This is a genomic window from Variovorax sp. FW305-3-2-15-B-LB1, from assembly GCF_058787635.1.
In genome coordinates this window covers 12,173-35,441 of the sequence record NZ_JBYSZY010000065.1, presented here as the reverse complement: position 1 = coordinate 35,441, position 23,269 = coordinate 12,173, and the positions used below count along the sequence as shown (strand labels likewise).

Sequence of the window (23,269 nt, the reverse complement as noted above, 5' to 3'; positions counted from 1 at the left end):
CCTCCCTCCCGCCCACCAACTCCTGATGACCATGACGAACACTTCCTCGCTTCTCCAGCGCCTGCGCGGCCCGGTCCTGGCCGCCGCGCTCGGTCTCGTGCTGACGGGCTGCGTCGGCGTCTACAAGTCGGACGTCGTCAGCATCAATAGCAGCACGCGGCTGGACGACACGCCGCGCCTGGCCGTGATCTCGGCCTTCGAGCCCGAGCTCAAGCTGCTGCTCACGCGCCTGCAGGGCCCCCGCAAACACAGCGTGAACGGCGTCGAGTTCACCACCGGCACGCTCGAAGGCAAGCCGGTGGTGCTGTTCCTCTCGGGCATCAGCATGACGAACGCGACCATGAACACGCAGCTCGTGCTCAACCGCTTTCGCATCAGCGGCATCGTGTTCAGCGGCATCGCGGGTGGCGTGAACCCGTCGCTGCACGTGGGCGACGTGACGGTGCCGGCCCAGTGGGGCCAGTACCTCGAGGTGCTCATGGCGCGCGAGACCGCACCCGGCAAGTACAGCGCGCCGCCCTTCATCACCGACGCGACGCTGCCCAACTTCGGCATGAACTTCCCGCGCCCGGTCGAGGTGCGCTCGGCGGCCAAGCCGGGCATCGAGCGCAAGTTCTGGTTCGCGGCCGATCCGAAGATGCTCGAGGTGGCGCGCAGCATCCGCAACGTCGAGCTGGCGAACTGCGGCGCCGGCAAGTGCCTGCCGCGCAAGCCGCAGCTGGTGGTGGGCGGCAACGGCGTGTCGGGCCAGGCCTTCATGGACAACAAGGCCTACCGCGAATACACCTACAAGACCTTCCAGGCCAACGTGCTCGACATGGAAACCGCCGCCGTGGGCATGGTCGCCTACAGCAACGGCGTGCCCTACATCGCCTTCCGCTCGCTCAGCGACCTCGCGGGCGGCGGCGACGGCGAGAACGAGATGGGCACCTTCATGAGCATCGCGGCCGACAACTCGGCCAAGGTCATGCTGGCCTTCCTGGCCGCGTGGAAGTGACGGTGGCGCCCGGGCGCCTGCCTCGTCTTGTGTTGCTGCCGGGCATGGACGGCACCGGCGATCTCTTCGCGCCGCTGGCGCAGGCCCTGGGGCCGCAGGCCGCCATCGACGTCGTGCGCTACCCGGGCCGCGAGGTGCTGGGCTACGACGAACTCGAAGCGATGGTGCGCGCGCAACTGCCAACGCATCAGCCCTTCGTGCTGCTCGGCGAATCGTTTTCCGGGCCGCTGGCCATCTCCCTCGCGGCCTCGCGCCCGCCGGGGCTGCGTGGCCTCATCCTGTGCTGCAGCTTCGCGCGCCGGCCCGCGCCCGGCCTGGCGCTGATGCGCGCGGGCCTGCTCGACCTGTCGATGCGCCTGCTGCATTCGAAACTCATGCGCGCGCCGATGCGGCACCTGCTGCTGGGCGGCTCGGCGTCGCCGCAGCTGTCGGACATGCTCCAGGCTTCGCTGAAGCAGGTGTCGGTCGCCGTCATGACCCACCGCATGAAGGAAGTGCAGCGCGTCGACGTGCGCGACAAGCTGCCGCGGGTCGGCGTGCCCGCCATGTACCTGCAGGCGCTGCAGGACCGCGTGGTGCCGCGCCGCGCGGTGGCCGCCATTCAGCGCGGGCTGTCGGCGTTGCACCTGGTGCAGCTCGACGGCCCCCACGGCCTGCTGCAGGCCTCGCCCGCCGCCTCCGCCCGGGCCATCGAGAATTTCTGCCGCGACCTGCCGTCGCCACCCGTCTGCCCATGAACCCCACCGTGCTCCGCCTCCAGGGCATCACCAAGCGCTTCGGCCCGCTCGTGGCCAACGACGCCATCTCCCTCGACCTGCAGGCCGGCGAAGTGCTCGCGCTGCTCGGCGAGAACGGCGCCGGCAAGTCGACGCTGATGTCGATCCTGTTCGGCCACTATGTCGCCGACGAAGGCCGCATCGAAGTGTTCGGCTCGCCCCTGCCGCCCGGCAACCCCAAGGCCGCGCTGGCCGCCGGCGTGGGCATGGTGCACCAGCACTTCACGCTGGCCGACAACCTCAGCGTGCTCGACAACGTGACGATGGGCACCGAGCCGCTGTGGCGCCCGGTCTCGCGCCGTGCGGCGGCCCGTTCGCGGCTGCTCGAGGTCGCCCAGCGCTTCGGCCTGCCGGTGCAGCCCGACGCGACGATCGGCAGCCTCTCGGTCGGCGAGCGCCAGCGCGTGGAAATCCTGAAGGCGCTGTACCGCGGCGCGCGCATCCTGATCCTCGACGAGCCCACGGCCGTGCTCACGCCGCAGGAGAGCGAGGCGCTCTTCGCCACGCTCGCGCAGATGGTGGCGCAGGGCCTGTCGGTCATCTTCATCAGCCACAAGCTCGGCGAGGTGCTGCGGGTGTCGCAGCGCATCGCGGTGCTGCGCGGCGGCAAGCTGGTCGCCGAGGCGCGCACGGCCGACACCACGCAGGCGCAGCTCGCGCTGTGGATGGTCGGCCACGCGGTCGAGGCGCCGCAGCGCCGGCCCGCCAAGTCGGTGGGCGACGCGGTCTGCGTGCTCGACCACGTGAGCACCGCGTCCGCCAAGGACGGCGGGCAGGACCGCCTGCGCGAGGTGTCGCTCACGCTGCGCGCGGGCGAGATCACCGCCATCGCGGGCGTCTCCGGCAACGGCCAGGTCGCGCTGGCCGAGCTGCTGAGCGGCACGCGCCGCGCCGTCTCCGGCAGCGCGCAGTTCATGGGCCGCGCGCTGCCGCCCTCGCCCGCCCGGCTGGTGCAGCGCGGCGTGGCACGCATCCCCGAAGACCGGCACGCGGTCGGCGTGGTCGGCGACCTGCCGGTGTGGGAGAACGCCGTGTCCGAGCGGCTGCGCAGCCCCGTCTTTTCACGCTGGTCGTTCATCGTCCGGCGCGCCGCGGCGCGGCTGCACGCCCGGCGCATCGAGAAAGCCTTCGACGTGCGCGGCGCCGGCCTGATGTCGCCGGCCCGTTCGCTCTCGGGCGGCAACATGCAGAAACTGATCCTGGGGCGGGCGCTGCTGGCGCCCGAGCAAGTGGAACAAGACACCGACAACAAGAAGTACCCGAACCGCGCCCCGCGCCTCATCGTCGCGCACCAGCCGACCTGGGGCCTGGACATCGGCGCCGTCGCCTACGTGCAGCAGCAGCTCATTGCCGCGCGCGATGCCGGTGCGGCGGTGCTGGTGATTTCGGACGACCTCGACGAAGTGCTCGCGCTCGGCGACCGCGTGGCCGTGATGCACGGCGGCCACCTCGGCGAAGCGCGCCCGGCTGCGGCCTGGACGCGCGAGGCCATCGGCCTGGCGATGGCCGGCGCCACCGCGCCGCAACGCCCGGGAGCCGCCGCATGATGCGCCTCGAACGACGCCACGAAAGCTCGCGCGCCGCGCTGGTGCTGGCCCCCATCGGCGCGGTCGTGTTCACGCTGCTGGTGAGCGCGCTGCTCGTGCGCTGGGCCGGTGCGCCGGTCGGCCGCACCTACGCGCTGCTGCTGCAGGGCGGCTTCGGCTCGGTGTTCGCGTGGAGCGAAACGCTGACGCGGGCCATTCCGCTGATCCTCACCGGCCTGGCCGCCACGGTCGCGTTCAAGGCGCGGCTCTTCAACATCGGCGCCGAGGGGCAGCTGTTCGCGGGAGCACTCGCCGCCGTGGCCGTCGGCGGCATGCACGGCGGCACGGGCTTCGAGTTGTCGCCGTGGGTGCTGTTCCCGTTGATGATGCTGGCCGCTGCGGTCGCGGGCGCCTTGATGCTGCTCGGCCCGGCGCTCATGAAGAACAAGCTCGGCGTCGACGAGGTCGTGACCACGCTGCTCATCAACTTCATCGTGCTGCTGGGCGTGTCGGCGCTGCTCGACGGGCCGATGAAAGACCCGACGGCGATGGGCTGGCCGCAGAGCGTGTCGCTACAGTCCGACCTGGAGCTGGGCAAGCTCATCGCCCAGACGCGCGTGCACACCGGGCTGCTGTGGGCGGTGTCGCTCGCGGTGATCGTGTGGGCGATCTTCAAGTACACGGTGCTGGGCTTCGACATCCGCGCGGTCGGTGCCAATGCCCGCGCCGCCGCCTTCGCCGGCGTGCCGGTGACGCGCACCGTGGTGATGGTGGCGCTGCTCTCGGGCGCGCTGGCCGGGCTGGCCGGCGCCATCGAGGTGGCGGGCCGCACGAGCTACGTCACGCTCGACATGTCGCCGGGCTACGGCTACACCGGCATCGTGATCGCGATGCTGGCCGGGCTGCACCCGCTGGGCGTGATCGCCGCCGGCGTGTTCGTGGCCGGCGTGCTGGTCGGCGCCGACACCATGAGCCGCGCCGTGGGCGTGCCGACCTACATCGCCGATGTGATCGTCGCGGCCTCGCTGATCGCGGTGCTGGTGGCCACGCTGCTCACGCAGTTCCGCGTGCGGGTGACGAAATGACCGACCTGCTCGACATTCTTTCCAACCCCGCCTTCTGGGTCGCGGTGCTGCGCATCGCCACGCCGCTCATCCTGGGCACGCTGGGCGTGCTGCTGTGCGAACGCGCGGGCGTGCTCAACCTGGGCATCGAGGGGATCATGGTCGCGGGCGCCTTCACCGGCTGGCTCGCGGTGTACGCCGGCGCGCCGCTGTGGGCCGGCGTCGGCGTGGCCGCGCTCACGGGCATGGTGTTCGGATTGCTGCACGCCTTCCTGACCGTCGGGCTCGCGCTGTCGCAGCACGTCTCGGGGCTGGGCATCACGCTGCTGGCCACGGCGCTGAGCTACTTCGGCTACCGCGTGAGCTTTCCGAAGGTGAACACGCCGCCGACCATCACGCCCTTCGCGCCGATGGACTGGCTGCCCGTGCCCATCCTCGGCGCGCAGACCGCGCTCACGCTGTTCGCGCTGCTGCTGGTGCCGGCGGTGGCCTGGGTGCTGTACCGCACGCCGCTGGGCCTGGCGCTGCGCATGGTGGGCGAGAACCCGCAGGCAGCCGAGAGCCAGGGCGTGTCGGTCGCGGCCACGCGCACCGGCGCCATCGTGGCGGGCTCGGCGCTGATGGGCGTGGCCGGCGCGTTCCTCACGCTGTCGGCCTTCAACGCCTTCTTCTTCAACATGGTGAATGGCCGCGGCTGGATCTGCGTGGCGCTGGTGGTGTTCGCGTCGTGGCGACCCGGCAAGGCCCTGCTCGGCGCGCTGCTGTTCGCCTTCTTCGACGCGCTGCAGCTGCGGCTGCAACAATCGGGCGATGCCGTGCTGCCTTACCAGCTGTACCTGATGCTGCCCTACCTGCTGTCGATCCTGGCGCTGGTGCTGGTGGCGCGCAAGGCCAGCTACCCGCAGGCGCTGATGAAACCCTACCGCAAGGGAGAACGCTGACATGCCGATGACGCGGCCCCGCCTCCGTCGCCTGCTGGCCACCGCGCTGCTCGCCCTGGCCGGCAATGGCGCTCATGCATTGGGTGCCGACTACGGCCCCGAGCGCTTCGCCACCCACGACGCCGTCACCTGGGTGCAGACCTGCGGCACCTGGGGCCCCGACCACCACGGCACCTACCGCGTGATCCACGCCGAAGCCTTCGCGCAGTCGTTCCTCTACGTGCAGTGGATGGCGCGCGGCGAAGCCGACCGCAGCTACAGCCTCTACGCCGTGCACACGACCGCCATCGCCGAGCTCGACAACGACCACGCGGAAATTTCCCTGAGCGAACTCACCTGTCGCGCCACGCCGCGCGGCATCGTGGTGACGGCCAAGGCCGACTCGGGCCACGACGACAAGCTGCGCCGCGTGACCATCGAGGTCGGGCCGGCCGCAGGGCAATACCGCTTCCGCGCGCAGCGCACGCGCTGAGCGCCCCTCGAAAAAAGACACCCCACCGATGCTCGACCTCCTCATCACCAACGCCACCCTCCCCGACGGCCGCACCGGCATGTCGGTTGCCGTGCAGGACGGCCGCATCGCCGAGGTCACGCCTGGCCTGGCCGCGCCCGCGCACGAGACGCTCGACGCCCAGGGCCTGCTCCTCACGCCGCATTTCGTCGACCCGCATTTCCACATGGACGCCACGCTGAGCTACGGCCAGCCGCGCGTCAACCAGAGCGGCACGCTGCTCGAAGGCATTGCGCTGTGGGGCGAGCTCAAGCCGCTGCTCACGGCCGACGCGCTCATCGAACGTGCGCTCGCGTATTGCGACTGGGCCGTGGCGAAGGGCCTGCTGGCGATCCGCTCGCACGTGGACACGAGCGACCCCAGCCTGCTCGCGGTCGATGCGCTGCTCGAGGTGAAGCGCCAGGTGGCGCCCTACATCGACCTGCAGCTGGTGGCCTTTCCGCAGGATGGCGTGCTGCGCTCGCCGGGCGGCGTCGACAACCTCACGCGCGCGCTCGACAAGGGCGTGGACGTGGTCGGCGGCATTCCGCACTTCGAACGCACCATGGCCGACGGCGCGGCCAGCGTGAAGCTGCTGTGCGAGCTCGCGGCCGAGCGCGGCAAGCTGGTCGACATGCACTGCGATGAGTCGGACGACCCGCTCTCGCGCCACATCGAGACCCTGGCCGCCGAAACGCTGCGCCTGGGCCTGCAGGGCCGCGTGACCGGCTCGCACTGCACCTCGATGCACTCGATGGACAACTACTACGTGAGCAAGCTGCTGCCGCTGATCGCCGAGAGCGGCGTGAGCGTGGTGTCGAACCCGCTCATCAACATCACGCTGCAGGGCCGCCACGACAGCTACCCCAAGCGCCGCGGCATGACGCGCGTGCCCGAGCTGCTGGCGGCCGGCGTGAACGTCGCCTTCGGCCACGACTGCGTGATGGACCCGTGGTACGGCATGGGCTCGGGCGACATGCTCGAGGTGGCCCACATGGGCCTGCACGTGGCGCAGATGACCGGCCAGGCCGGCATCCACCAGTGCTTCGAGGCCGTGACCACGCGCGCGGCGCGCGTGATGCACCTGGACGGCTACGGCCTGGAAGCCGGCTGCGACGCCAGCTTCGTGCTGCTGCAGGCGCGCGACCCGGTCGAGGCCATCCGCCTGCGCGCAACGCGGCTCAAGGTGTTCCGCAAGGGCCGGCTGCTGGCCGAGACGCCCGCGGCCACGGCCGCGCTGCACCTGCCGGGGCGCGGCGACCGCACGCGCTGGATGCTCGGCGAGCGCTGATCCGGTGGCGGCTGGACAGGCGCCGCGCCTGCCGCGAACATCCGGGCTCCCCGATGACAAGGACACACCCGACATGAGCGCCCCACCCCTGCTGCGCACGCTGTTCCAGTACCACGCGTGGGCCAACGACGAGCTGCTGGACCGCATGGCCAGCCTCGACCCCGTGCAGCACGCCGACGCCCGGCATGCCGCGATCCGCGTGGTCAACCATGCCCACGTGGTGAACCGGATCTTCGCGGGCCACCTCACGGGCACGCCGCACGGCTTCACCGACGACAACACGCCTGAGACGCCCACGCTGGCCGACCTGCGCGCGGCCGTGGCCGAGTCCGACCGCTGGTACCTCGCTTACCTCGACACGCTCACGCCGGCGCTGCTGGCCGAGCCGCTGCCCTTCGTGTTCACCGACGGCGACAAAGGTCGCATGACGCGCGAAGAGATGTTGGCCCATGTCGTGACGCACAACGGCTACCACCGGGGCGAAGCCGGCCGGCTGCTGGCGCAATGCGCGGTGCGCCCGCCGCGCGACACGCTGGCGGTGCACCTGCACCGCAGCGAACCCGCGCGCCGCGAACGCGGCTGACGCGGCAGGCTCAGGCCGCGTCAATAGCCGAGACAGTCATCTCGACCTCGACCGTCGCATTCTTCGGCAGCGCATAGACGCCGACCGCCGTGCGCACATGCACGCCGGCTTCGCCGAACACACGGTGCAGCAGGTCGGACGCGGCATCGGCCACCTCGCTTTGCTGCGTGAAGTCGGCGGTGCACTGCACGAACACGCCCACGCGCAGCACCTTCTCGACCGCATCGAGCGAGCCGAGTGCGCGGCGCAGCAACGCGAGGCTGCGCAGCGCGCAGATCTGGGCGCCTTCGCGCGCGGTGTCGAGCGACACCGCATCGCCCACGCGGCCGGTGACGACCACCGTGGTGCCCACGCGCGGCACCTGGCCGCTGAGGTAGACGGTGCGGCCGTCGCGCACCAGCGGCACGTAATGGCCACCGGCCAGGATCTCGCCGTCGAAGCTATGGCCCAGTTCGGCGGCAATCAGGTCGGCGATCTGGTCGCGGCTGTGTGGTTCTGTCATCGGATGTCCAGGAAAACGGGCCGCCATTGTCGCCAACCGGTCCGGCGCGAACCGATACAGATCACGCCCGCCGCAGGCAGAACAGTTCAGCCTTCGAACGCCAGGAACACCCGCCCGCCCTCGATCTTCACCGGGTAGGTGCGCAGGTCTTCGGTGAGCGGCGCGCACATGGCCTTGCCGCTGCGCACGTCGAAGCGGCCCTGGTGCAGCGGGCATTCGATCTCGTGGCCTTCGAGAAAACCGTCGCACAGCCGCGCATGGCCGTGCGTGCAGATGTTGTCGGTGGCGTGGATGCCGTCGTCGGTGCCGTACAGCGCGATGTCGCGCCCCTGCACCTCGATGCCGACCACGTCGTCGGCGGGAACGTCGTCGACCGCCGCGGCGTCGACCCAGGTCATCGTGCTCATCGTGTGCTCCCTTTTCTCAATCGGGCTTGAGGCCGGCGCGGTCGATCACCGGCTTCCAGCGGCGCAGTTCCTCGTCCATGAACTTCGACAGGCCTTCGGGCGTGCTGCCCACGGGGTCGAAGTACGCGGTCTGCAGGCGCTTGACCGTGTCGGGGTCTTTCAGCGTGGCAGCGATCTCGCGGCTCATGCGCTGCACCACGTCGTTCGGCGTGCCCTTGGGCGCCATGTAGGCGAACCATGGCACGGCCTGGATGTCGGGCAGGCCCGACTCACGCAACGTCGGCAGCTCGGGCAGCAGCGCCGAGCGCTCGGCCGAGGTGACGGCCAGCGCCTTGAGGCGGCCAGCCTTGGCCTGCGGCATCACCGTGACCGGCGGCAGGCAGGCGTACTGCACGTCGCCCTGCACGATGGCCGTGACGGCCTGGCCCGACGACGCGTACGGGATGTGCACCGCGAACGACTGCGTCTTGGCCTTGATGAGCTCCACGCCCAGGTGCGAGATCGAGCCGTTGCCGGTCGAGGCGAAGTTGAACTTGCCGGGGTTCTTCTTCATCGCCGCCAGCCAGCCCTTGACCGAATCGACGCCCATCGAATTGGAGACCGCGCAGACGTTCGGCGTGGTCGCGGCCAGCGACACGGGCACGAGGTCCTTGAACGGGTCGTACGGCAGGTTCTTGTAGAGGATGGTGTTGTAGACCAGCGGCGCGTTCACCGACAGCAGGAAGGTGTAGCCGTCGGGCTGCGCCTTCGAGACGGAGTCGGTGCCGCTGTTGCCGCCCGCGCCGGGCTTGTTCTCGACGATGAGCGGCTGGCCGATGCGCGCCGCGAGCTTGTCGTTGACGATGCGCGCCAGGATGTCGGGCGACGAGCCCGCCGCGAACGGCACCACGATGCGCACGGGGCGCTGCGGCCATTCCTGCGCATGGGCAGCCGTGGCCATGGCCACGGCGGTGAAGGCGACGAAGAGGCGTGCGCGCGTCATGGCTGCACCTCCACGTCGGCCATGCCCAGATGGTCCTGCTGCTCGCGCGCGATGAAGCCCGCGATGAGCGCGCGGTAGGCGGCCTCGACCACCTCCGGGTAGGCGCCCTCCTTCTCGGCGAGCGCCTTCACCTTGTCGATCACCTCCTGCTGGCGCCGCGGCGCCGACACCTGGAAGGCGTCGCGCTTGAAGCGCGCGGCGTCCTTCACGTAGCGGCCGCGCTCGGCCAGCAGCGCGACGATCTGGCGGTCGAGCCGGTCGATGTTCTCTCGCACTTCAGCGAGGTTGGCGCACAGCGGCACGTAGGCCGGGTCGGTGAAGCGGCGCAACGGGGCACCGTGGGTCTCTGGTTCTTTTTCTGGCATGGCTCTATTTCAGATGGGGTAAATGATGGAGTTCGGGATCATTTCGCTGTCGAACACGCACAGGCGCGACGCGAACTTCAAGCCCTCGGGGGTCTGCACGACCTTGTCGATGTAGCGGCCGACATTGAACACGGTCGACGGCCCGTCGAGCTTGGTGCGGAACACTGCGTAGTTGGCCTCGCTGTGGATGGTGCCGTAGTCGTCGACGCGGTGTACCAGCGGCAGGCCCACCACGTGGCGCTGGTAGTACGGGTCGTGGAACAGCGTCTCCTTGATGCCGTAGACGCGGTCTTCGAGCATGCCCCGGCTTTCGAACGAGAGCGTGGCCAGCGGCAGGCCGCGTTCGTGGTTCTCGCGCGGCTGCAGGCGGTAGCTGCACTGCTCGGTGAAGAACGCGGGCCACAGGTCCCAGTCGCCCGAATCGACGGCGTGCGCGTAGGCCGCATACAGGCGCGACAGGTCGAGGTAGGTGGCGGTGTCGAGCGTGCTCATGCGGCCTCCATCACTTCGCGCCAGTAGCGGTACATGCCGCGGATCAGCGTCTCGGTCACCATGTGGTCGGTGTTCTCCACCTCGCGCCCGCCGAGCTCGGCCAGCGTGCGGTGGTAGGGCTTCTGCTCGAAGCCTTCCTGCGAGAACTCGATCACCTCGCCGTCGTCGGCCGACACGAAGCCCGCCGGCCCGAACAGGTTGGCCTGGCGCAGGCGACGCTGCGTCATCTCGGGCGTGTCGTCCTCGAAGCCGAAATGCGTCCAGACGAAATCGAAGGCGTCGTGGCCCACGGGCTGGATGTGGCGCGTCGACACGCTGTTGACCTGCTGCTGCAGGATGAGGCTGGGGAACAGCGTCATCATCACCGCCGTTGGCCCGCCCCACCAGGGCTCGGGCACGATGTCCAGAAAGCGCGGGTCCTTGAGCTGCATGCTCTCCTTGAAGCTCGACACCTGCGTCACCTGCGCGGCCTTGCCGGCGCTGCCGCGCGTGGAGATCATGGCGGCGTGACGGCCGTGCGCGTCCATCTTCAGCTCCGACTTGTTGTCGGCGCGCCAGAGCCCGAAGGTCACGAACCAGGTGTGCAGCAGGCCGGGGTGGTACGGGTCCTTGATGTTCTCCTGCATGAGCTTCCAGTTGCCCGGAATGCGCTGGCGGCTGTAGCCCAGGATGGTGAGCTTGCGGCCGTCGAACAGGCGGTCGAAGTAATGAAGGATGTCGGGGCCGAGAAAATCTTCGAACGATTCGATGTCGTGGTCGAACGACGCGAACACCACGCCGCCGCGCGACGCGACCTTGAGCTTGTTCAGGCCGTGGTCCTCGGTCTTGAAGTCGGCCGGCATGCCGCCGTGGACCTTGCCATCCTGCTTCACGCCACGGCGGAACGGCACGCCCTGCAGGTCACCCTTGAGCGTGTAGTTCCACTGGTGATACGGGCAGACGAACTCCTTCTTGTTGCCGTGGCGCTCGCGGCAGAACTGCATGCCGCGGTGCGCGCAGACGTTCTCGAACACGTGGATGGCGCCTTCTTCGTCGCGCGACAGGATGACCGAGCGCTCGCCGATGGCGGTGCGCTTGAAATCGCCCGGGTTCGGGATCTCGGCTTCGAGGCCGACATAGCACCAGTGCTTGTCGTAGAAGAAGCGCTGCAGTTCCTTCTTGTGCAGGGCCTCGTCGGTGTAGGCCATGAAGGGAATGCGGCTGGTCTTCTCGCTCTCCCAGTGCAGTTCGATGGGGAAGACGGCTGGCGTGGTCATCGGGTCTCCTTTTCTCTTGTTCGGTTCTTCAGGTGCCTTGCAGGTAGAAGGCATCGGCATGCGTCTGCTCGGGCGCCAGGCCGTGTGCCTGCACCAGCCGGCTTGCGGCCTCCACCATCGGTGGCGAGCCGCACAGGTAGGCACGCCAGCCGTCGAGCCCCGCGGGCAGGTCGGCGCGGATCGCGTCGGTGATGAGCCCCAGCCGCTGGCCGTCGCGCGCGGGGCCGGCGACCACCACGACGTGCACCTTCAGGCCCGGATGCTGCGCCTGCAACTCGCGCAGCTCGGGCAGGCCGTACACGTCGGCGTCGGAACGCACGCCGAGGTAGAGATGGATCGGCTGCATCAGCCCCGCCGCGACCGCGCCGCGCACGATCGACAGGATGGGCGCGAGCCCCGTGCCGCCCGCCGCGCAGAGCATCGGCCCGCGGTGCTTGGTGCGCAGGTAGGCAGTGCCCAGCGGGCCGCTCACGCGCACCGTGTCGCCCACGCGCAGTTGTTCGAAGATGTGGGCGGTGACGCGGCCACCCGGCACGCGGCGTACGTGGAATTCGAGCTCCGCGTCGCGGCTCAGCCCGGCCATCGAGTACGGGCGCGCCAGCTCGGGGCCGAACTGCAGCTGCGCGTACTGGCCCGGCGAGAACGCCAGCGGCTTGTTGGGCTTGAGGCGCAGACGGCGGATGTCGTGCGTGAGCACGTCGATGCCCGTGACCGTGGCCTTGAGCACGCGCGCCGGGTGCACCACCACCTCGTCGGGCTCGGGAATCTCGATGGTGCAGCTTTCGGTCAGCGTGCTCTGGCAGGCCAGCACGTAGCGCTCGCCCTGCCCGTCGGGCCGGATCGCGTCCTGGCCGCCGTCGAGCAGCTGCCCCGACACCACCTTGCAGCGGCAGGTGCCGCAGCGCCCCGACATGCAGCTGTACGACACCGGCACCTGGTGCTCGCGCAGCACCTCGAGCAGGTTCGCGCCGGGGCGGACCTCGAGGGTGCGGGCAAGGGGGTGAATGTGCAGGTCCATCGTCGGGCTCTCTTTTTCTCGCGCCGGCGGCAGGGCCGGCTTGTCTCTGGGCACGGATGATGCGCGGCCTCTTCCGATTGACCAATAGAATCTGGTGAATCGGCTGTATCACCGGCATGAATAAAGGTGCGCCATGCAACTCAAGGACATCGACCTCAACCTGCTGCTGGTGTTCGACCGCATGCTGGCTGAGAAGCGCGTGTCGGCCGTGGCCGAGTCGCTGGGCCTGTCGCAACCCGCCATCAGCAACGCGCTGGCGCGCCTGCGCAAGCTGCTGGGCGACGAGCTTTTTCTGCGCACCGCACGCGGCATGGAGCCCACGCCCTTCGCGCTGCAGCTGGCCGAGCCGGTGGCCTACGCCATGGGCGCGCTGCACACGGCGCTCAACCAGCAGGTGGTGTTCGACCCCGCCACGAGCACGCGCAGCTTCACGCTCGCCATGACCGACATCGGCGAGATCTACTTCACGCCGCGCCTCATGGAAACGCTCTCGGCCGCCGCGCCGGGCGTGACCATCAGCACGCTGCGCAACAACACCGCGACCCACCTGCGCGACGACCTGGAGGCCGGCCATGTCGACATCGCCATCGGCCTGCTGCCGCAGCTCAAGTCGGGCGTGTTCCAGCGCCGGCTGTTCCTGCAGCGTTATGTGTGCCTGTTCGCGGGTACGCACCCGCTGGCGCGCAAGCGCAGCGTGTCACTGAAGGACTTTAGCGCGGCCGACCATGTGCAGGTGCAGGCCGCCGGCACGGGCCATGGCAAGGCCGACGACGTGATGGCGGCGCAGGGCATCCAGCGCCGCATCCGGCTCAAGGTGCCGCACTTCGTGGCCATCGGCCACATCCTGCAGTCGAGCGAAATGATCGCGACCGTGCCCGAGCGGCTGGCGCGCAGCATCGCCGAGCCCTTCGGCCTGGTGTGGCGACCGCACCCCGTGGCGCTGCCGCAGATCGCGATCAACCTGTTCTGGCACGCGAAGGTGCACCGCGACCCGGGCAACCAGTGGCTGCGCGGGCTGCTGTTCGACACCTTTGCCGATCAGGACGGCGCCTAGGCGGGCCAGCGGCCCAGCACCTCGTGCACGCCCTCGCCCACGTGGCTGTCGATGAGCACCAGCGAATGGGCGGTCCACCGGGCAGGCGCTTCGAGCGCGTGCTTTTCGAGCTTGCGCCGCGCATAGGCGACGGTCATGTGCGGCGTGAACGCGCGCGCGGGCTTCAGGCCGACATCGGCCAACGCCTCGCCCAGGCGTTGCCTGAACACGCGCAGCGCCGCGACGTTGGCCTCGTCGTCGGCGCACAGCACCAGCGCGCCTTTCGCGTAGCTCATCGACTTTTCGAAAACGACATCGAGCGCCGGCACGGACACCGCGGCGGCCGCGGTCGATGCCTGGGCTACCTTGTCGGCCGGCACCTGGTCGTGGTTGCCGAGGTCGAACAGCGTGACATGCAGGCGCTGCGCCTCGACCACCGTGCCCTTCAGGGCGTGTTGGGAGTTCATGCGCGCACCGAGCGCGGCGATGGTTTCGGCGTCTTGCGGGGTGGGAAGCAGTGCAAAGAAAAGCGAGTGCGGCAGCGGCGCCTTGCGAGGGGCCTGGGTGCCGCGCGGCCGCGGCAGGGGCCGCGGCGGGGGATCGATTCCGGGAAGAAGAAGCTGAGCTGACATATGTCGATCATCTCCCATGGCAGGGGCCCTTCATGAGGCCTTCAGCAAACGCGAAGCTCGCCTTCAGCTTGGTTTTTGAGAATCGTCGGACGGTGGCGGCAAGGCGAACAACGACACGCCGCCCCTCCACGCATTCATTCAATCAATCGCTCAATCAACCAACAGGATTTCATCTTGACGAAAACGCAAACCCGCCTCGCACTCGCAGCCCTCTGGCTCGGCACCGCCTCCGTCGGCGCCTTCGCCGCCGGTCTCGACAAGGACACCGGGCTGTATGTCGGCGGCGCCATCGGCCGCTCCAGCTACAGCCTGTCGTCCTCGAAAAACGCCCCCGTGCCCGTGCCATGGGGCGGCAAGAAGGCCGACAAGAGCGGCACGTCGTACAAGCTGTATGGCGGCTACCGCCTGACCGAGCACTTCGGCGTGGAAGCCGGCTACGCCCGCCTCGGCAGCGTGAGCCAGTGGAGCTCGGCCTACGGCGGCTCCAGGCTGCAGACCGGCACCGGCCAGGTCTTTTACGCCGCCGCCACCGCCCGCATGCCGCTGGGCGACGCCTTCGCCCTCAACGGCCGCCTCGGCGTGGCACGCGGACGCATCTCCGGCGACAACAAGTGGGCCCCGGCCAATCAGCGTATTTCGGGCAGCGGCACGGGCCTGATGGTCGGTGTCGGCGCCGAATACCGCATGACGCAGAACCTCGCGATCACCGCCGACTACGACTACTTCGGCAAGCTGTCGAAGCAGGCCAAGGGCGGGATGTTCACGGTGGGTTTGAAGGCGAACTTCTGATTTCCAGAGGTCTACCGAAGCAAACAGAAAAGCGCCGTACGGCGCTTTTCTGTTTCAGGAGTCAGCAGCGTCATGAGGCCGCCGATTTCGATCGAATGACAAGTTGAGTGCCATCATCAGGAATAGTCACTCGAGGCGCATCCACTCGGACTCTTGTTCCCTTGATCTCTTTCACTGCCAATAGCCACCGGCCACTCCACCTCAGTTGCACTTCCGCACGAATCAGATTCAAGACCTCATCGCATGGCAGCACATCACTTCCGCCCGAGGGAACGACCTTGGGTTGAATCGCTGCAACCACGCGCAAGCAAGTTTCTTTCGAGACACTGAGGGTTGAAACGCCTGGCAAACGCAAGCCGACCCTTTCTGCGATCACAGTGCCGATGTATGCAGGTCCGCCGAGTGCAAGGAAGACTGCAGCGGTCGCCAAAAGACAACCGCCCCAAACGACTATCGCGTTGACGTGCGCATTGGCATTCGCTGCGAAGGTGTTCGCCAGCATCAAGGCAACAAGTAGCACAGGAAAGGCGACGAAGCGCCAGTCGATCCAACTGTCGGGCGGGTTCCTGAAGACGCCAGTGGTGTCGATCGCCAAGTACGCGCCCATGGGCAGGAAAGAGGCTCCGAGAAAAATTGCGGCGGCCGCCATGAAGAAATCCAACGGAGATCGTCTCGGCTTCTCTCGAAACAGCCGATAGATGGTGCCTGCTGCCGCCACTCCACCCGCGACGGCAACGAGTCCCCACCAATCAAATGTACGAAACACCCATGCGGCCAGACACAAGGTGGACGCCCACTGTCCGATAAAAATCGTCAACCGACTGAGCCTCTTTACTTCGTAGGCCGCGATGACAGCCGCAGTTCCGAACAGCACGATGGTCATGCATGACCAGATGAGAAAGAGCCACAGAGCTGCAATGGACCCCAATGCCATGATGCCCATCAGGTCCGGCGGAACGTAGTCGATCGAAACGAAATAGCCATAGAGAGCTCCGCAGCCGACGAGGAACGCAATGAATCCGACCGTCTTCCATGGATAGCCGTCCGCAATCGTTCGCAAGACCGTCAGGCTCCGCCCAGGGACGCTCGCCGTCTCGCTCTGACGGTCCATTGCAGCAGGCAGAGCAGTAGTTGCAGATGCCTGGCTATTTCTTCGTTTCATTGACCCCCCTCCGGCAAATCTCACGCCGTCCGCCCTCAAGCCTGCATCGGGACAAAGAAAAGGCGCCTCACGGCGCCTTTGGTAGTTCGGGACATCACTCCCACTCGATCGTCGCCGGCGGCTTGCTCGACACGTCGTAGGTCACGCGGTTGATGCCGCGCACCTCGTTGATGATGCGGCCCGACACTTTCTTGAGCAGCGCGTACGGCAGCTCGGCCCAGTCGGCGGTCATGAAGTCGCTGGTCTGCACGGCGCGCAGCGCGACGACGTAGTCGTAGGTGCGGCCGTCGCCCATCACGCCCACGCTCTTCACGGGCAGGAACACGGTGAAGGCCTGGCTCGTGAGGTCGTACCAGGTCTTGCCAGTTTCAGCGTCGGTGAAGTTGCCCAGCTCTTCGATGAAGATCGCGTCGGCGCGGCGCAGCAGGTCGGCGTATTCCTTCTTCACTTCGCCCAGGATGCGCACGCCCAGGCCCGGGCCGGGGAACGGATGGCGGTAGACCATCTCGGGCGGCAGGCCCAGGGCCACGCCGAGTTCGCGCACTTCGTCCTTGAACAGGTCGCGCAGCGGTTCGAGCAGCTTCAGGCCGAGCTGCTCGGGCAGGCCGCCCACGTTGTGGTGGCTCTTGATGGTGACGGCCTTCTTGCTCTTGGCGCCGCCCGACTCGATGACGTCGGGGTAGATGGTGCCTTGCGCCAGGAAGGTCGCGCCCTTGTGGCCGCCGTCGCCCGCCTTGAGCTTGGCAGCCTCTTGCTTGAACACAGTGACGAACTCGCCGCCGATGATCTTGCGCTTGGCTTCGGGGTCGCTCACGCCGGCGAGCTTGCCCAGGAACAGGTCGCTGGCATCGACGCGGATGACCTTCGCGTGCAGCTTGCCTTCGAACATTTCCATGACCATGTCGCCTTCGTTCAGGCGCAAGAGGCCGTGGTCGACGAACACGCAGGTCAGCTGGTCGCCGATGGCGCGGTGGATGAGCGCGGCGGCCACGCTCGAATCGACACCGCCCGACAGGCCCAGGATGACTTCTTCGTCGCCCACCTGCTCGCGGATCTTCTGCACGGCTTCGGCGATGTGGTCGCGCATGACCCAGTCGGGCTTGGCTTCGCAGATGCCGAGCACGAAGCGGTCGATGATGGCCTTGCCCTGCACCGTGTGCGTGACTTCAGGATGGAACTGCAGCGCGTAGTAGCGGCGCGCCTCGTCGGCCATGCCGGCGATGGGGCAGCTGTCGGTGCTGGCCATGAGCTTGAAGCCGGGCGGCAGCTCGGTGACCTTGTCACCATGGCTCATCCACACGTTGAGCATGCCGTGGCCTTCGGGCGTGGTGAAGTCGGCAATGTCCTTCAGCAGCGCCGTGTGGCCATGGGCGCGCACGGCGGCGAAGCCGAACTCGCGCTTGTGGCCGCCTTCGACCTTGCCGCCGAGCTGGTGCGCCATGGTCTGCATGCCGTAGCAGATGCCGAGCACCGGGATGCCGAGGTCGAACACGGCTTGCGGGCACTTGTCGGTGGTCTCTTCGTACACGCTGGCGTGGCTGCCCGAGAGGATCACGCCCTTGAGGTGGCCGTCGGCGGCGTATTCGCGCACCCATTCGTCGGTCACGTCGCAGGGATGCACTTCGCTGAGCACGTGCGCTTCGCGCACGCGGCGTGCGATGAGCTGGGTGACTTGCGAGCCGAAGTCGAGGATGAGGATCTTGTCGTGTTGCATGGCGAAAGGACTCAGAGCGTTGAAATGTCGAACAGCTTGACGCCTGCATGCGGCGCCGCCTGGATGAGGTGCTCGTCGAAGGTGGCGAGCGGAAGGTTGAGCGATTTGGCGAGCCAGAGGTAGCCCGCATCGTAGAGCGAGACGCCCGCGTCGATGGCCACGGCGAGCACGGCCTTGTGCTGGGCCGGCGCGAGGTCGTGCAGCTCCACGCGGTGGCGGATGGCGTCGAGCACGCTCCACAGGCCTTCGACGGCCGACGCAGGGATGCGGCCGCTGCGCACGCCGTTGGCAAGGATGTTGGCGCACTCCCATTGCCAGGCATTGGGCGCCTGCGGCTCGACCTCGTCGCGGCGGATGGCGGCGTAGAGCCTGCGGGTGTGTTCGCTGGCCTGGTCGGGCAGCAGCCACGCGGCGGTGACCGAAGCGTCCATGACGAAGGCGGTCATGGCTGGCGTCCCTGGTCCAGGAGCTCGCGGGTCGTGGGGCCGGGCTGGATGGTGGCGTGCAGCGCGTCGATCTGCCCGAGCTCGCGGGCGATCTGCTCGTCGGTGATGACGGGTTTGCGGCGCACCGGCAGCATGCGCACGACTTCCTTGCCGTGGCGGGTGATGCGAACCTCCTCGCCCGTTTCGACCAGGTCGATCAGGGCCGAGAAGTTGTTCTTGGCTTCAGCGATGCCGATGGATTGCATTTGGGCCAGAAAATTTGAATCTAGCCCAAATTTTAAGGCGAGTCTGGCCTGACTTTCAATGTCTGGCCAGATTAGGCTTACTCGGCGCGGTAGTTCGGGGCTTCCTTCGTGATCTGCACGTCGTGGACGTGGCTCTCACGGATGCCGGCCGTGGTGATCTCGACGAACTCGGCCTTGTTCTGCATGTCCTCGATGGTCGCGCAGCCGCAGTAGCCCATGCTGGCCCGCACGCCGCCGGCCATCTGGTAGACGATGGAGACGATCGAACCCTTGTAGGGCACTCGGCCTTCGATGCCTTCGGGCACGAGCTTGTCGGTGTTGGGGTTGCCGGTGGTCGATTCCTGGAAGTACCGGTCGGCACTGCCCTGCTGCATCGCGCCGATGGAGCCCATGCCGCGGTAGCTCTTGTAGCTGCGACCCTGGTACAGCACGATTTCGCCCGGCGCCTCTTCGGTGCCGGCGAACATGCTGCCCATCATCACGGTGCTCGCGCCGGCGGCGATCGCCTTGGCGATGTCGCCTGAGTAGCGCACGCCGCCGTCGGAGATCAGCGGAATGCCCGTGCCCTGCAGCGCGGTGGCGACGCTGTCGACCGCCATGATCTGCGGCACGCCCACGCCGGCCACGATACGGGTCGTGCAGATGGAGCCCGGGCCGATGCCGACCTTGACGGCATCGGCGCCGGCGTCGGCCAGCGCACGCGCCGCGTCGCCGGTGGCGATGTTGCCGCCGATGACGTCGACCTGCGGATAGTTCTTCTTGACCCAGCGCACGCGCTCGATCACGCCGGCGCTGTGGCCGTGGGCGGTGTCGACCACGATGGCGTCGACGCCGGCCTTCACCAGGGCTTCGACGCGCTCTTCGGTGCCGTCACCCACGCCGACCGCCGCGCCCACGCGCAGGCGGCCGTTGGCGTCGCGTGCGGCATTGGGGAAGCTGGTCTGCTTGGTGATGTCCTTGACGGTGATGAGGCCCTTGAGCTCCCAGTCGCCGTTGATGACCAGCAGGCGCTCGAGCTTGTGCTTGTTCAGCAGCGCCTTGGCCTCGGCCAGCGTGGTGCCGTCGGGCACGGTGATGAGCCGGTCGCGCTGCGTCATGATTTCGCTGACGGGCACGTCGTAGCGGTTCTCGAAGCGCAGGTCGCGCCCCGTGACGATGCCGACGACCTTGCCGCCGTCGATCACCGGGAAACCCGAGATGCCGAGCTGGTCGGACAGTGCCATCACCTGGCGCACGGAGTGCGTCGGCGTGATCACCACCGGGTCGCGCAACACGCCCGACTCGTAGCGCTTGACGCGGGCCACTTCGGCGGCCTGTTGCTGCGCGGTGAGGTTCTTGTGCACGATGCCGATGCCACCCTCCTGCGCGATGGCGATCGCGAGGCGGGCTTCGGTCACGGTGTCCATGGCCGCCGAGACGAGCGGCAGGTTCAGCGTGATGTTGCGGGAGAACTTGGTGGCGAGAGACGTGTCCTTGGGCAGGACTTGGGAGAATGCTGGCACCAACAACACGTCGTCGAAGGTGAGCGCTTTGCCGAGAAGGCGCATGGGTGAGGCTCCAAAAGACGGATTGTAACGAGGCCCTCGCCCGCTTCGCCGGCGCGGGTTCTTTTTGACCGTTGCAAAACCGCCTATTCCGGATGTTGCAAAAAGTAAGGCCCGGCTAAACTCCGCGCATGAATCTCCTGCATTGGCTGGTACTGGGTTGCGCGTGCGCGCTGCCGCTCTCGGCGAGCGCGCAATGGCAATGGGTCGACAACAGCGGCAAGAAGGTCTTCAGCGACCAGCCGCCGCCCACCGACATCCCCGAGAAGAACATCCTGCGACGCGCCGGCCCCTCGCCGTCGGCCCGTGCGCCCGCCCCGGTCACGCCGGCCCCCGAGGGAAGCAGCGAGACGGCCGCAGCCCCCAAGGCCGCGCCGCCGCCCAAGCCCACGGGCGTGGACAAGGAACTCGAGGAAAAGACCAAGAAGGCCGAGGCCGAGCAGAAGGCCAAGGAAGCGGCTGAAGCGGCCAAGATCGCCAAGGCCAAGGCCGACAACTGCGCCCGTGCACGCGAGAACAAGAACACCATCGACAGCGGCATCCGCATCGCCAAGGTCAATGCCAAGGGCGAGCGTGAATTCATGGACGACGCCGCACGCGCCGACGCGCAAAAGCGCGCTCAAACGGTCATCGACAGCGACTGCAAGTAAGCCCGCGACGGCCGCTCAGTAGCCGTCCTTGCCGCCCTTGCGCTTGTTCGCGAACAGCCCCGTACCGCGTGCCCCCTGGCGCTGGAAGCGCTCACGGCGCGCCACCTTCGGATCGACCGTGAGCGGACGGCACAGCTCGATGCGGTCGCCGTCCTTCAACGGCTGCTCCCACGCCACCGGCCGGCCCCAGATGCCCGGCGTCATGGCATGTCGCCAGTCCAGGTCGGGGAAGCGCTGCATGAGCGCGCTGGCCTTCACCGCCTCGGCCACCGCGGTGCCGGGCGCGAGCTGCAGGACCTGCTCGAACACCTCGCGCGCCGCCGGCGAACAGCTCAGCGTGACCTCGATGCGGCGATCGGCCATCAGCCTTCGCCGTAGACCTGTTCGGCGCGCTTGACGAAGGCTTCGACCAGGCTCGAGGCGATGGTGTCGAACACCGGCCCCACCAGCGCCTGCAGCGCGAAGTTGCTGAAACCGTAGCTCATCTGCAGCTCGACGCGGCAGGCGCGTTCGCCCTGCTCGCCCACGGGGTGGAATTTCCAGGTGCCGTCGAGGTTGGAGAACGGCCCGTCGACCAGCTTCAGCTGCACCTCGCGGCCTGCGATGTGCGTGTTGCGGGTGGTGAAACTCTGGTGCAGCCCGGCGAAGGCCAGGCCGACTTCGGCGGTCATGCCGCCCTCGTCCTGCTCGATGACGCGCGACTTGTCGCACCAAGGCAGAAACTGCGGGTACTTCGCCACATCGGTGACGAGCGCGTACATTTCTTCGGCGCTGTACCAGATGAGGACGGACTTGTGGACTGTTTTCATAGAATCGGCACAGCGTGCGCGACGGATTGTATTGAAGCCATGCGCCCCCAACTTCTCGAGCCATGGCCACCAAGAAACAAGACACCTCCTCCCGCATCGCCGACAACAAGAAGGCCGCCTACAACTATTTCTTCGAAGAACGCTTCGAGGCCGGCATGGTCCTCGAGGGCTGGGAAGTCAAGTCGCTGCGCGAAGGCAAGGTGCAGCTGACCGACGGCTACGTGGTGATCCGCGACGGCGAGCTGTTCGTGGTCGGCTGCCAGATCAACCCGCTCAAGAGCGCCTCGACGCACGTCAATCCTGATTCGGTCCGCACCAAGAAGTTGCTGCTGCACAAGGAAGAGATCAAGCGCCTCGTCGGCAAGGTCGAACAAAAGGGCTACACACTGGTGCCGCTGAACCTGCACTGGAAGGCCGGCAAGGTGAAGTGCGAGATCGCGCTCGCCAAGGGCAAGGCCGAGCACGACAAGCGCGACACGATCAAGGACCGCGAAGGCAAGCGCGAAGTCGAGCGCGCGATGAAGAGCCGCAACCGCTGATTTTTCTTTTTTTGGGCGGCATGGAATAAAACGCGCTCTGCGGGCGTTTGTGCGGTGTCATCGATCCTCGATGCCATCAACCCAGGAGTCTTTCCATGTCGCCTCTTCGCATGTCTTCCGTCGGCATCGCCGCCGCACTGCTCGGCAGCCTGCTCGCCCTCCCCGCGTTCGCCCAGCCCAAGGCCGCCGATGGCGCGCTGGTCGGTGCGAACGGCATGACGCTCTACACCTTCGACAAGGACACGGCCGGCAGCGGCAAGTCGGCCTGCAACGGCGGCTGTGCCACCAACTGGCCGCCCTTCATGGCGGCCGACAGCGACAAGCCCAGCGGCGACTTCACCATCGTCACCCGCGACGACGGCAAGAAGCAATGGGCCGCCAAGGGCTGGCCGCTGTACTACTGGGTGAAGGACACCAAGCCGGGCGACAAGACCGGCGACGGCGTCAACGGCACCTGGAAAACCGCCAAGCCCTGAGTCGGACAGGCTCCCGGCCTACCCATGGACGCCCGCCTGCTGGTCGAGCACATCCCGAGCTTGCGCCGCTATGCGCGTGCGCTCACGGGCAATGCCTGGGCGGCCGACGACCTGGTGCAGGACACGCTCGAGCGCGCTTGCGGCAAGTGGCGGCTCTGGGTGGTGGGCACCGACCTGCGCGCCTGGCTCTTCACGGTCATGCACAACCTCTTCGCCAGCCAGGTGCGCCGCCGGCCGCCACCGCATGCGGTCGTGCCGCTGGAGGATGTAGCACCCGAGCAGCTGCAAGGCGGCGCCGACCCGAGCCTGGGCCTCGACCTGCAGCGCTGCCTGATGCAACTGCCCGAGGAGCAACGCGCCGTGCTGCTGCTGGTGACACTCGAAGACCTGTCCTACGCCGAGGTGGCGAAGGTGCTCGGCATTCCGATCGGCACCGTGATGTCGCGCCTCTCGCGCGCCCGCCTTCGCCTGCAGGAGCTGATGGACGGCGCCGCCGCGACCAGCCGCTCCGGCCTGCGCCGCCTCAAGTGACGTGAAGCA

Annotated in this window: 29 protein-coding genes; 14 read left to right on the top strand and 15 right to left on the bottom strand. The window is 67.9% G+C overall.

The window, feature by feature from the left end:
• Positions 1–25: 25 nt before the first annotated feature.
• The 8 genes from AC3WQR_RS27610 (at position 26) to AC3WQR_RS27575 (ending at position 7,668) form a co-directional block, all read left to right on the top strand.
• A complete protein-coding gene (locus tag AC3WQR_RS27610; protein ID WP_206167779.1) occupies positions 26–997 on the top strand; it encodes a 5'-methylthioadenosine/S-adenosylhomocysteine nucleosidase in 972 nt (323 codons plus the stop codon).
• Positions 988–1,734 (top strand): alpha/beta fold hydrolase, encoded by a 747-nt coding sequence (locus AC3WQR_RS27605; protein ID WP_492745006.1) that lies wholly within the window; start codon positions 988–990, stop codon positions 1,732–1,734. The genes AC3WQR_RS27610 and AC3WQR_RS27605 overlap by 10 nt, the downstream gene beginning before the upstream one ends.
• Positions 1,731–3,320 (top strand): ABC transporter ATP-binding protein, encoded by a 1,590-nt coding sequence (locus tag AC3WQR_RS27600; RefSeq protein WP_492745004.1) that lies wholly within the window; start codon positions 1,731–1,733, stop codon positions 3,318–3,320. Before AC3WQR_RS27605 ends, AC3WQR_RS27600 begins: the two co-directional genes overlap by 4 nt.
• Positions 3,320–4,384: an ABC transporter permease gene (locus AC3WQR_RS27595; protein ID WP_492745008.1), complete on the top strand. Its 1,065-nt coding sequence runs from the start codon at positions 3,320–3,322 to the stop codon at positions 4,382–4,384. The genes AC3WQR_RS27600 and AC3WQR_RS27595 overlap by 1 nt, the downstream gene beginning before the upstream one ends.
• Complete coding sequence (locus AC3WQR_RS27590; protein ID WP_062477785.1) at positions 4,381–5,304, top strand: ABC transporter permease; 924 nt, start codon at positions 4,381–4,383, stop codon at positions 5,302–5,304. The genes AC3WQR_RS27595 and AC3WQR_RS27590 overlap by 4 nt, the downstream gene beginning before the upstream one ends.
• Before the next feature lie 7 nt (positions 5,305–5,311).
• Positions 5,312–5,776 carry a hypothetical protein gene (locus AC3WQR_RS27585; RefSeq protein WP_159276916.1) on the top strand — a complete coding sequence of 155 codons (465 nt, stop codon included), beginning with the start codon at positions 5,312–5,314 and terminating at the stop codon, positions 5,774–5,776.
• A gap of 28 nt (positions 5,777–5,804) precedes the next feature.
• The gene (locus AC3WQR_RS27580; RefSeq protein WP_492745001.1) at positions 5,805–7,085 is read left to right on the top strand and encodes an amidohydrolase family protein; all 1,281 of its coding nucleotides are present in this window, start codon (positions 5,805–5,807) and stop codon (positions 7,083–7,085) included.
• 73 nt (positions 7,086–7,158) lie between these two features.
• The gene (locus AC3WQR_RS27575; RefSeq protein ID WP_095745365.1) at positions 7,159–7,668 is read left to right on the top strand and encodes a DinB family protein; all 510 of its coding nucleotides are present in this window, start codon (positions 7,159–7,161) and stop codon (positions 7,666–7,668) included.
• Positions 7,669–7,678: 10 nt separating this feature from the next.
• On the opposite strand, the gene AC3WQR_RS27570 is transcribed toward AC3WQR_RS27575, so the two are convergent.
• From AC3WQR_RS27570 to AC3WQR_RS27540, 7 genes are all read right to left on the bottom strand, one after another.
• Positions 7,679–8,170, bottom strand: a complete 492-nt coding sequence (locus AC3WQR_RS27570) for a RidA family protein (RefSeq protein ID WP_492744996.1) — start codon at positions 8,168–8,170, stop codon at positions 7,679–7,681.
• Between the two features lie 86 nt (positions 8,171–8,256).
• Complete coding sequence (locus AC3WQR_RS27565) at positions 8,257–8,577, bottom strand: non-heme iron oxygenase ferredoxin subunit (protein ID WP_056580656.1); 321 nt, start codon at positions 8,575–8,577, stop codon at positions 8,257–8,259.
• Positions 8,578–8,593: 16 nt separating this feature from the next.
• Positions 8,594–9,559, bottom strand: coding sequence for a Bug family tripartite tricarboxylate transporter substrate binding protein (locus tag AC3WQR_RS27560; RefSeq protein WP_492744994.1), 966 nt, complete (start codon positions 9,557–9,559; stop codon positions 8,594–8,596).
• A complete protein-coding gene (locus AC3WQR_RS27555) occupies positions 9,556–9,924 on the bottom strand; it encodes a chorismate mutase (RefSeq protein WP_492744992.1) in 369 nt (122 codons plus the stop codon). Before AC3WQR_RS27555 ends, AC3WQR_RS27560 begins: the two co-directional genes overlap by 4 nt.
• A gap of 9 nt (positions 9,925–9,933) precedes the next feature.
• Positions 9,934–10,416: an aromatic-ring-hydroxylating dioxygenase subunit beta gene (locus tag AC3WQR_RS27550; protein ID WP_492744990.1), complete on the bottom strand. Its 483-nt coding sequence runs from the start codon at positions 10,414–10,416 to the stop codon at positions 9,934–9,936.
• Positions 10,413–11,672, bottom strand: a complete 1,260-nt coding sequence (locus AC3WQR_RS27545; RefSeq protein WP_492744988.1) for an aromatic ring-hydroxylating dioxygenase subunit alpha — start codon at positions 11,670–11,672, stop codon at positions 10,413–10,415. The genes AC3WQR_RS27550 and AC3WQR_RS27545 overlap by 4 nt, the downstream gene beginning before the upstream one ends.
• A 28-nt stretch (positions 11,673–11,700) precedes the next feature.
• Positions 11,701–12,690: a 2Fe-2S iron-sulfur cluster-binding protein gene (locus AC3WQR_RS27540; RefSeq protein ID WP_492696345.1), complete on the bottom strand. Its 990-nt coding sequence runs from the start codon at positions 12,688–12,690 to the stop codon at positions 11,701–11,703.
• Between the two features lie 133 nt (positions 12,691–12,823).
• Here AC3WQR_RS27540 and AC3WQR_RS27535 point away from each other — a divergent pair, with 133 nt between their 5' ends.
• Positions 12,824–13,744, top strand: a complete 921-nt coding sequence (locus AC3WQR_RS27535; protein WP_062477812.1) for a LysR family transcriptional regulator — start codon at positions 12,824–12,826, stop codon at positions 13,742–13,744.
• Here the strand turns inward: AC3WQR_RS27535 and AC3WQR_RS27530 are convergent.
• Positions 13,741–14,190 (bottom strand): 2'-5' RNA ligase family protein, encoded by a 450-nt coding sequence (locus AC3WQR_RS27530; protein WP_492744986.1) that lies wholly within the window; start codon positions 14,188–14,190, stop codon positions 13,741–13,743. The two genes, AC3WQR_RS27535 and AC3WQR_RS27530, sit on opposite strands and share 4 nt — an antisense overlap.
• A 339-nt stretch (positions 14,191–14,529) precedes the next feature.
• Between AC3WQR_RS27530 and AC3WQR_RS27525 the strand changes: the two genes are divergently transcribed.
• Positions 14,530–15,144 carry a porin family protein gene (locus AC3WQR_RS27525; protein WP_492744984.1) on the top strand — a complete coding sequence of 205 codons (615 nt, stop codon included), beginning with the start codon at positions 14,530–14,532 and terminating at the stop codon, positions 15,142–15,144.
• Between the two features lie 70 nt (positions 15,145–15,214).
• Here AC3WQR_RS27525 and AC3WQR_RS27520 read toward each other — a convergent pair whose 3' ends face one another.
• The 5 genes from AC3WQR_RS27520 to guaB form a co-directional block, all read right to left on the bottom strand.
• A complete protein-coding gene (locus AC3WQR_RS27520) occupies positions 15,215–16,204 on the bottom strand; it encodes a hypothetical protein (RefSeq protein ID WP_492744982.1) in 990 nt (329 codons plus the stop codon).
• Between the two features lie 196 nt (positions 16,205–16,400).
• Positions 16,401–18,020, bottom strand: coding sequence for a glutamine-hydrolyzing GMP synthase (guaA, locus tag AC3WQR_RS27515; protein ID WP_492744979.1), 1,620 nt, complete (start codon positions 18,018–18,020; stop codon positions 16,401–16,403).
• Positions 18,021–18,031: 11 nt separating this feature from the next.
• Positions 18,032–18,466, bottom strand: a complete 435-nt coding sequence (locus AC3WQR_RS27510; RefSeq protein WP_070060761.1) for a type II toxin-antitoxin system VapC family toxin — start codon at positions 18,464–18,466, stop codon at positions 18,032–18,034.
• A complete protein-coding gene (locus AC3WQR_RS27505; protein ID WP_354342068.1) occupies positions 18,463–18,711 on the bottom strand; it encodes a type II toxin-antitoxin system Phd/YefM family antitoxin in 249 nt (82 codons plus the stop codon). Before AC3WQR_RS27505 ends, AC3WQR_RS27510 begins: the two co-directional genes overlap by 4 nt.
• Positions 18,712–18,788: 77 nt before the next feature.
• The gene (gene guaB / locus AC3WQR_RS27500) at positions 18,789–20,258 is read right to left on the bottom strand and encodes an IMP dehydrogenase (RefSeq protein WP_062477841.1); all 1,470 of its coding nucleotides are present in this window, start codon (positions 20,256–20,258) and stop codon (positions 18,789–18,791) included.
• A gap of 128 nt (positions 20,259–20,386) precedes the next feature.
• Here guaB and AC3WQR_RS27495 point away from each other — a divergent pair, with 128 nt between their 5' ends.
• Complete coding sequence (locus AC3WQR_RS27495; protein ID WP_492744976.1) at positions 20,387–20,905, top strand: DUF4124 domain-containing protein; 519 nt, start codon at positions 20,387–20,389, stop codon at positions 20,903–20,905.
• A 15-nt stretch (positions 20,906–20,920) separates the two neighbouring features.
• Here the strand turns inward: AC3WQR_RS27495 and AC3WQR_RS27490 are convergent, their stop codons facing one another.
• Positions 20,921–21,268 (bottom strand): RnfH family protein, encoded by a 348-nt coding sequence (locus AC3WQR_RS27490; protein WP_492744974.1) that lies wholly within the window; start codon positions 21,266–21,268, stop codon positions 20,921–20,923.
• Positions 21,268–21,714, bottom strand: a complete 447-nt coding sequence (locus AC3WQR_RS27485) for a type II toxin-antitoxin system RatA family toxin (RefSeq protein WP_062477851.1) — start codon at positions 21,712–21,714, stop codon at positions 21,268–21,270. The genes AC3WQR_RS27490 and AC3WQR_RS27485 overlap by 1 nt, the downstream gene beginning before the upstream one ends.
• Before the next feature lie 62 nt (positions 21,715–21,776).
• Here AC3WQR_RS27485 and smpB point away from each other — a divergent pair, with 62 nt between their 5' ends.
• From smpB to AC3WQR_RS27470, 3 genes are all read left to right on the top strand, one after another.
• Positions 21,777–22,253, top strand: coding sequence for an SsrA-binding protein SmpB (gene smpB / locus AC3WQR_RS27480; RefSeq protein WP_062477854.1), 477 nt, complete (start codon positions 21,777–21,779; stop codon positions 22,251–22,253).
• Positions 22,254–22,348: 95 nt separating this feature from the next.
• Positions 22,349–22,729 (top strand): COG4315 family predicted lipoprotein, encoded by a 381-nt coding sequence (locus AC3WQR_RS27475; protein WP_159276896.1) that lies wholly within the window; start codon positions 22,349–22,351, stop codon positions 22,727–22,729.
• 24 nt (positions 22,730–22,753) lie between these two features.
• Complete coding sequence (locus tag AC3WQR_RS27470) at positions 22,754–23,260, top strand: sigma-70 family RNA polymerase sigma factor (RefSeq protein WP_492744971.1); 507 nt, start codon at positions 22,754–22,756, stop codon at positions 23,258–23,260.
• Positions 23,261–23,269 lie beyond the last annotated feature (9 nt).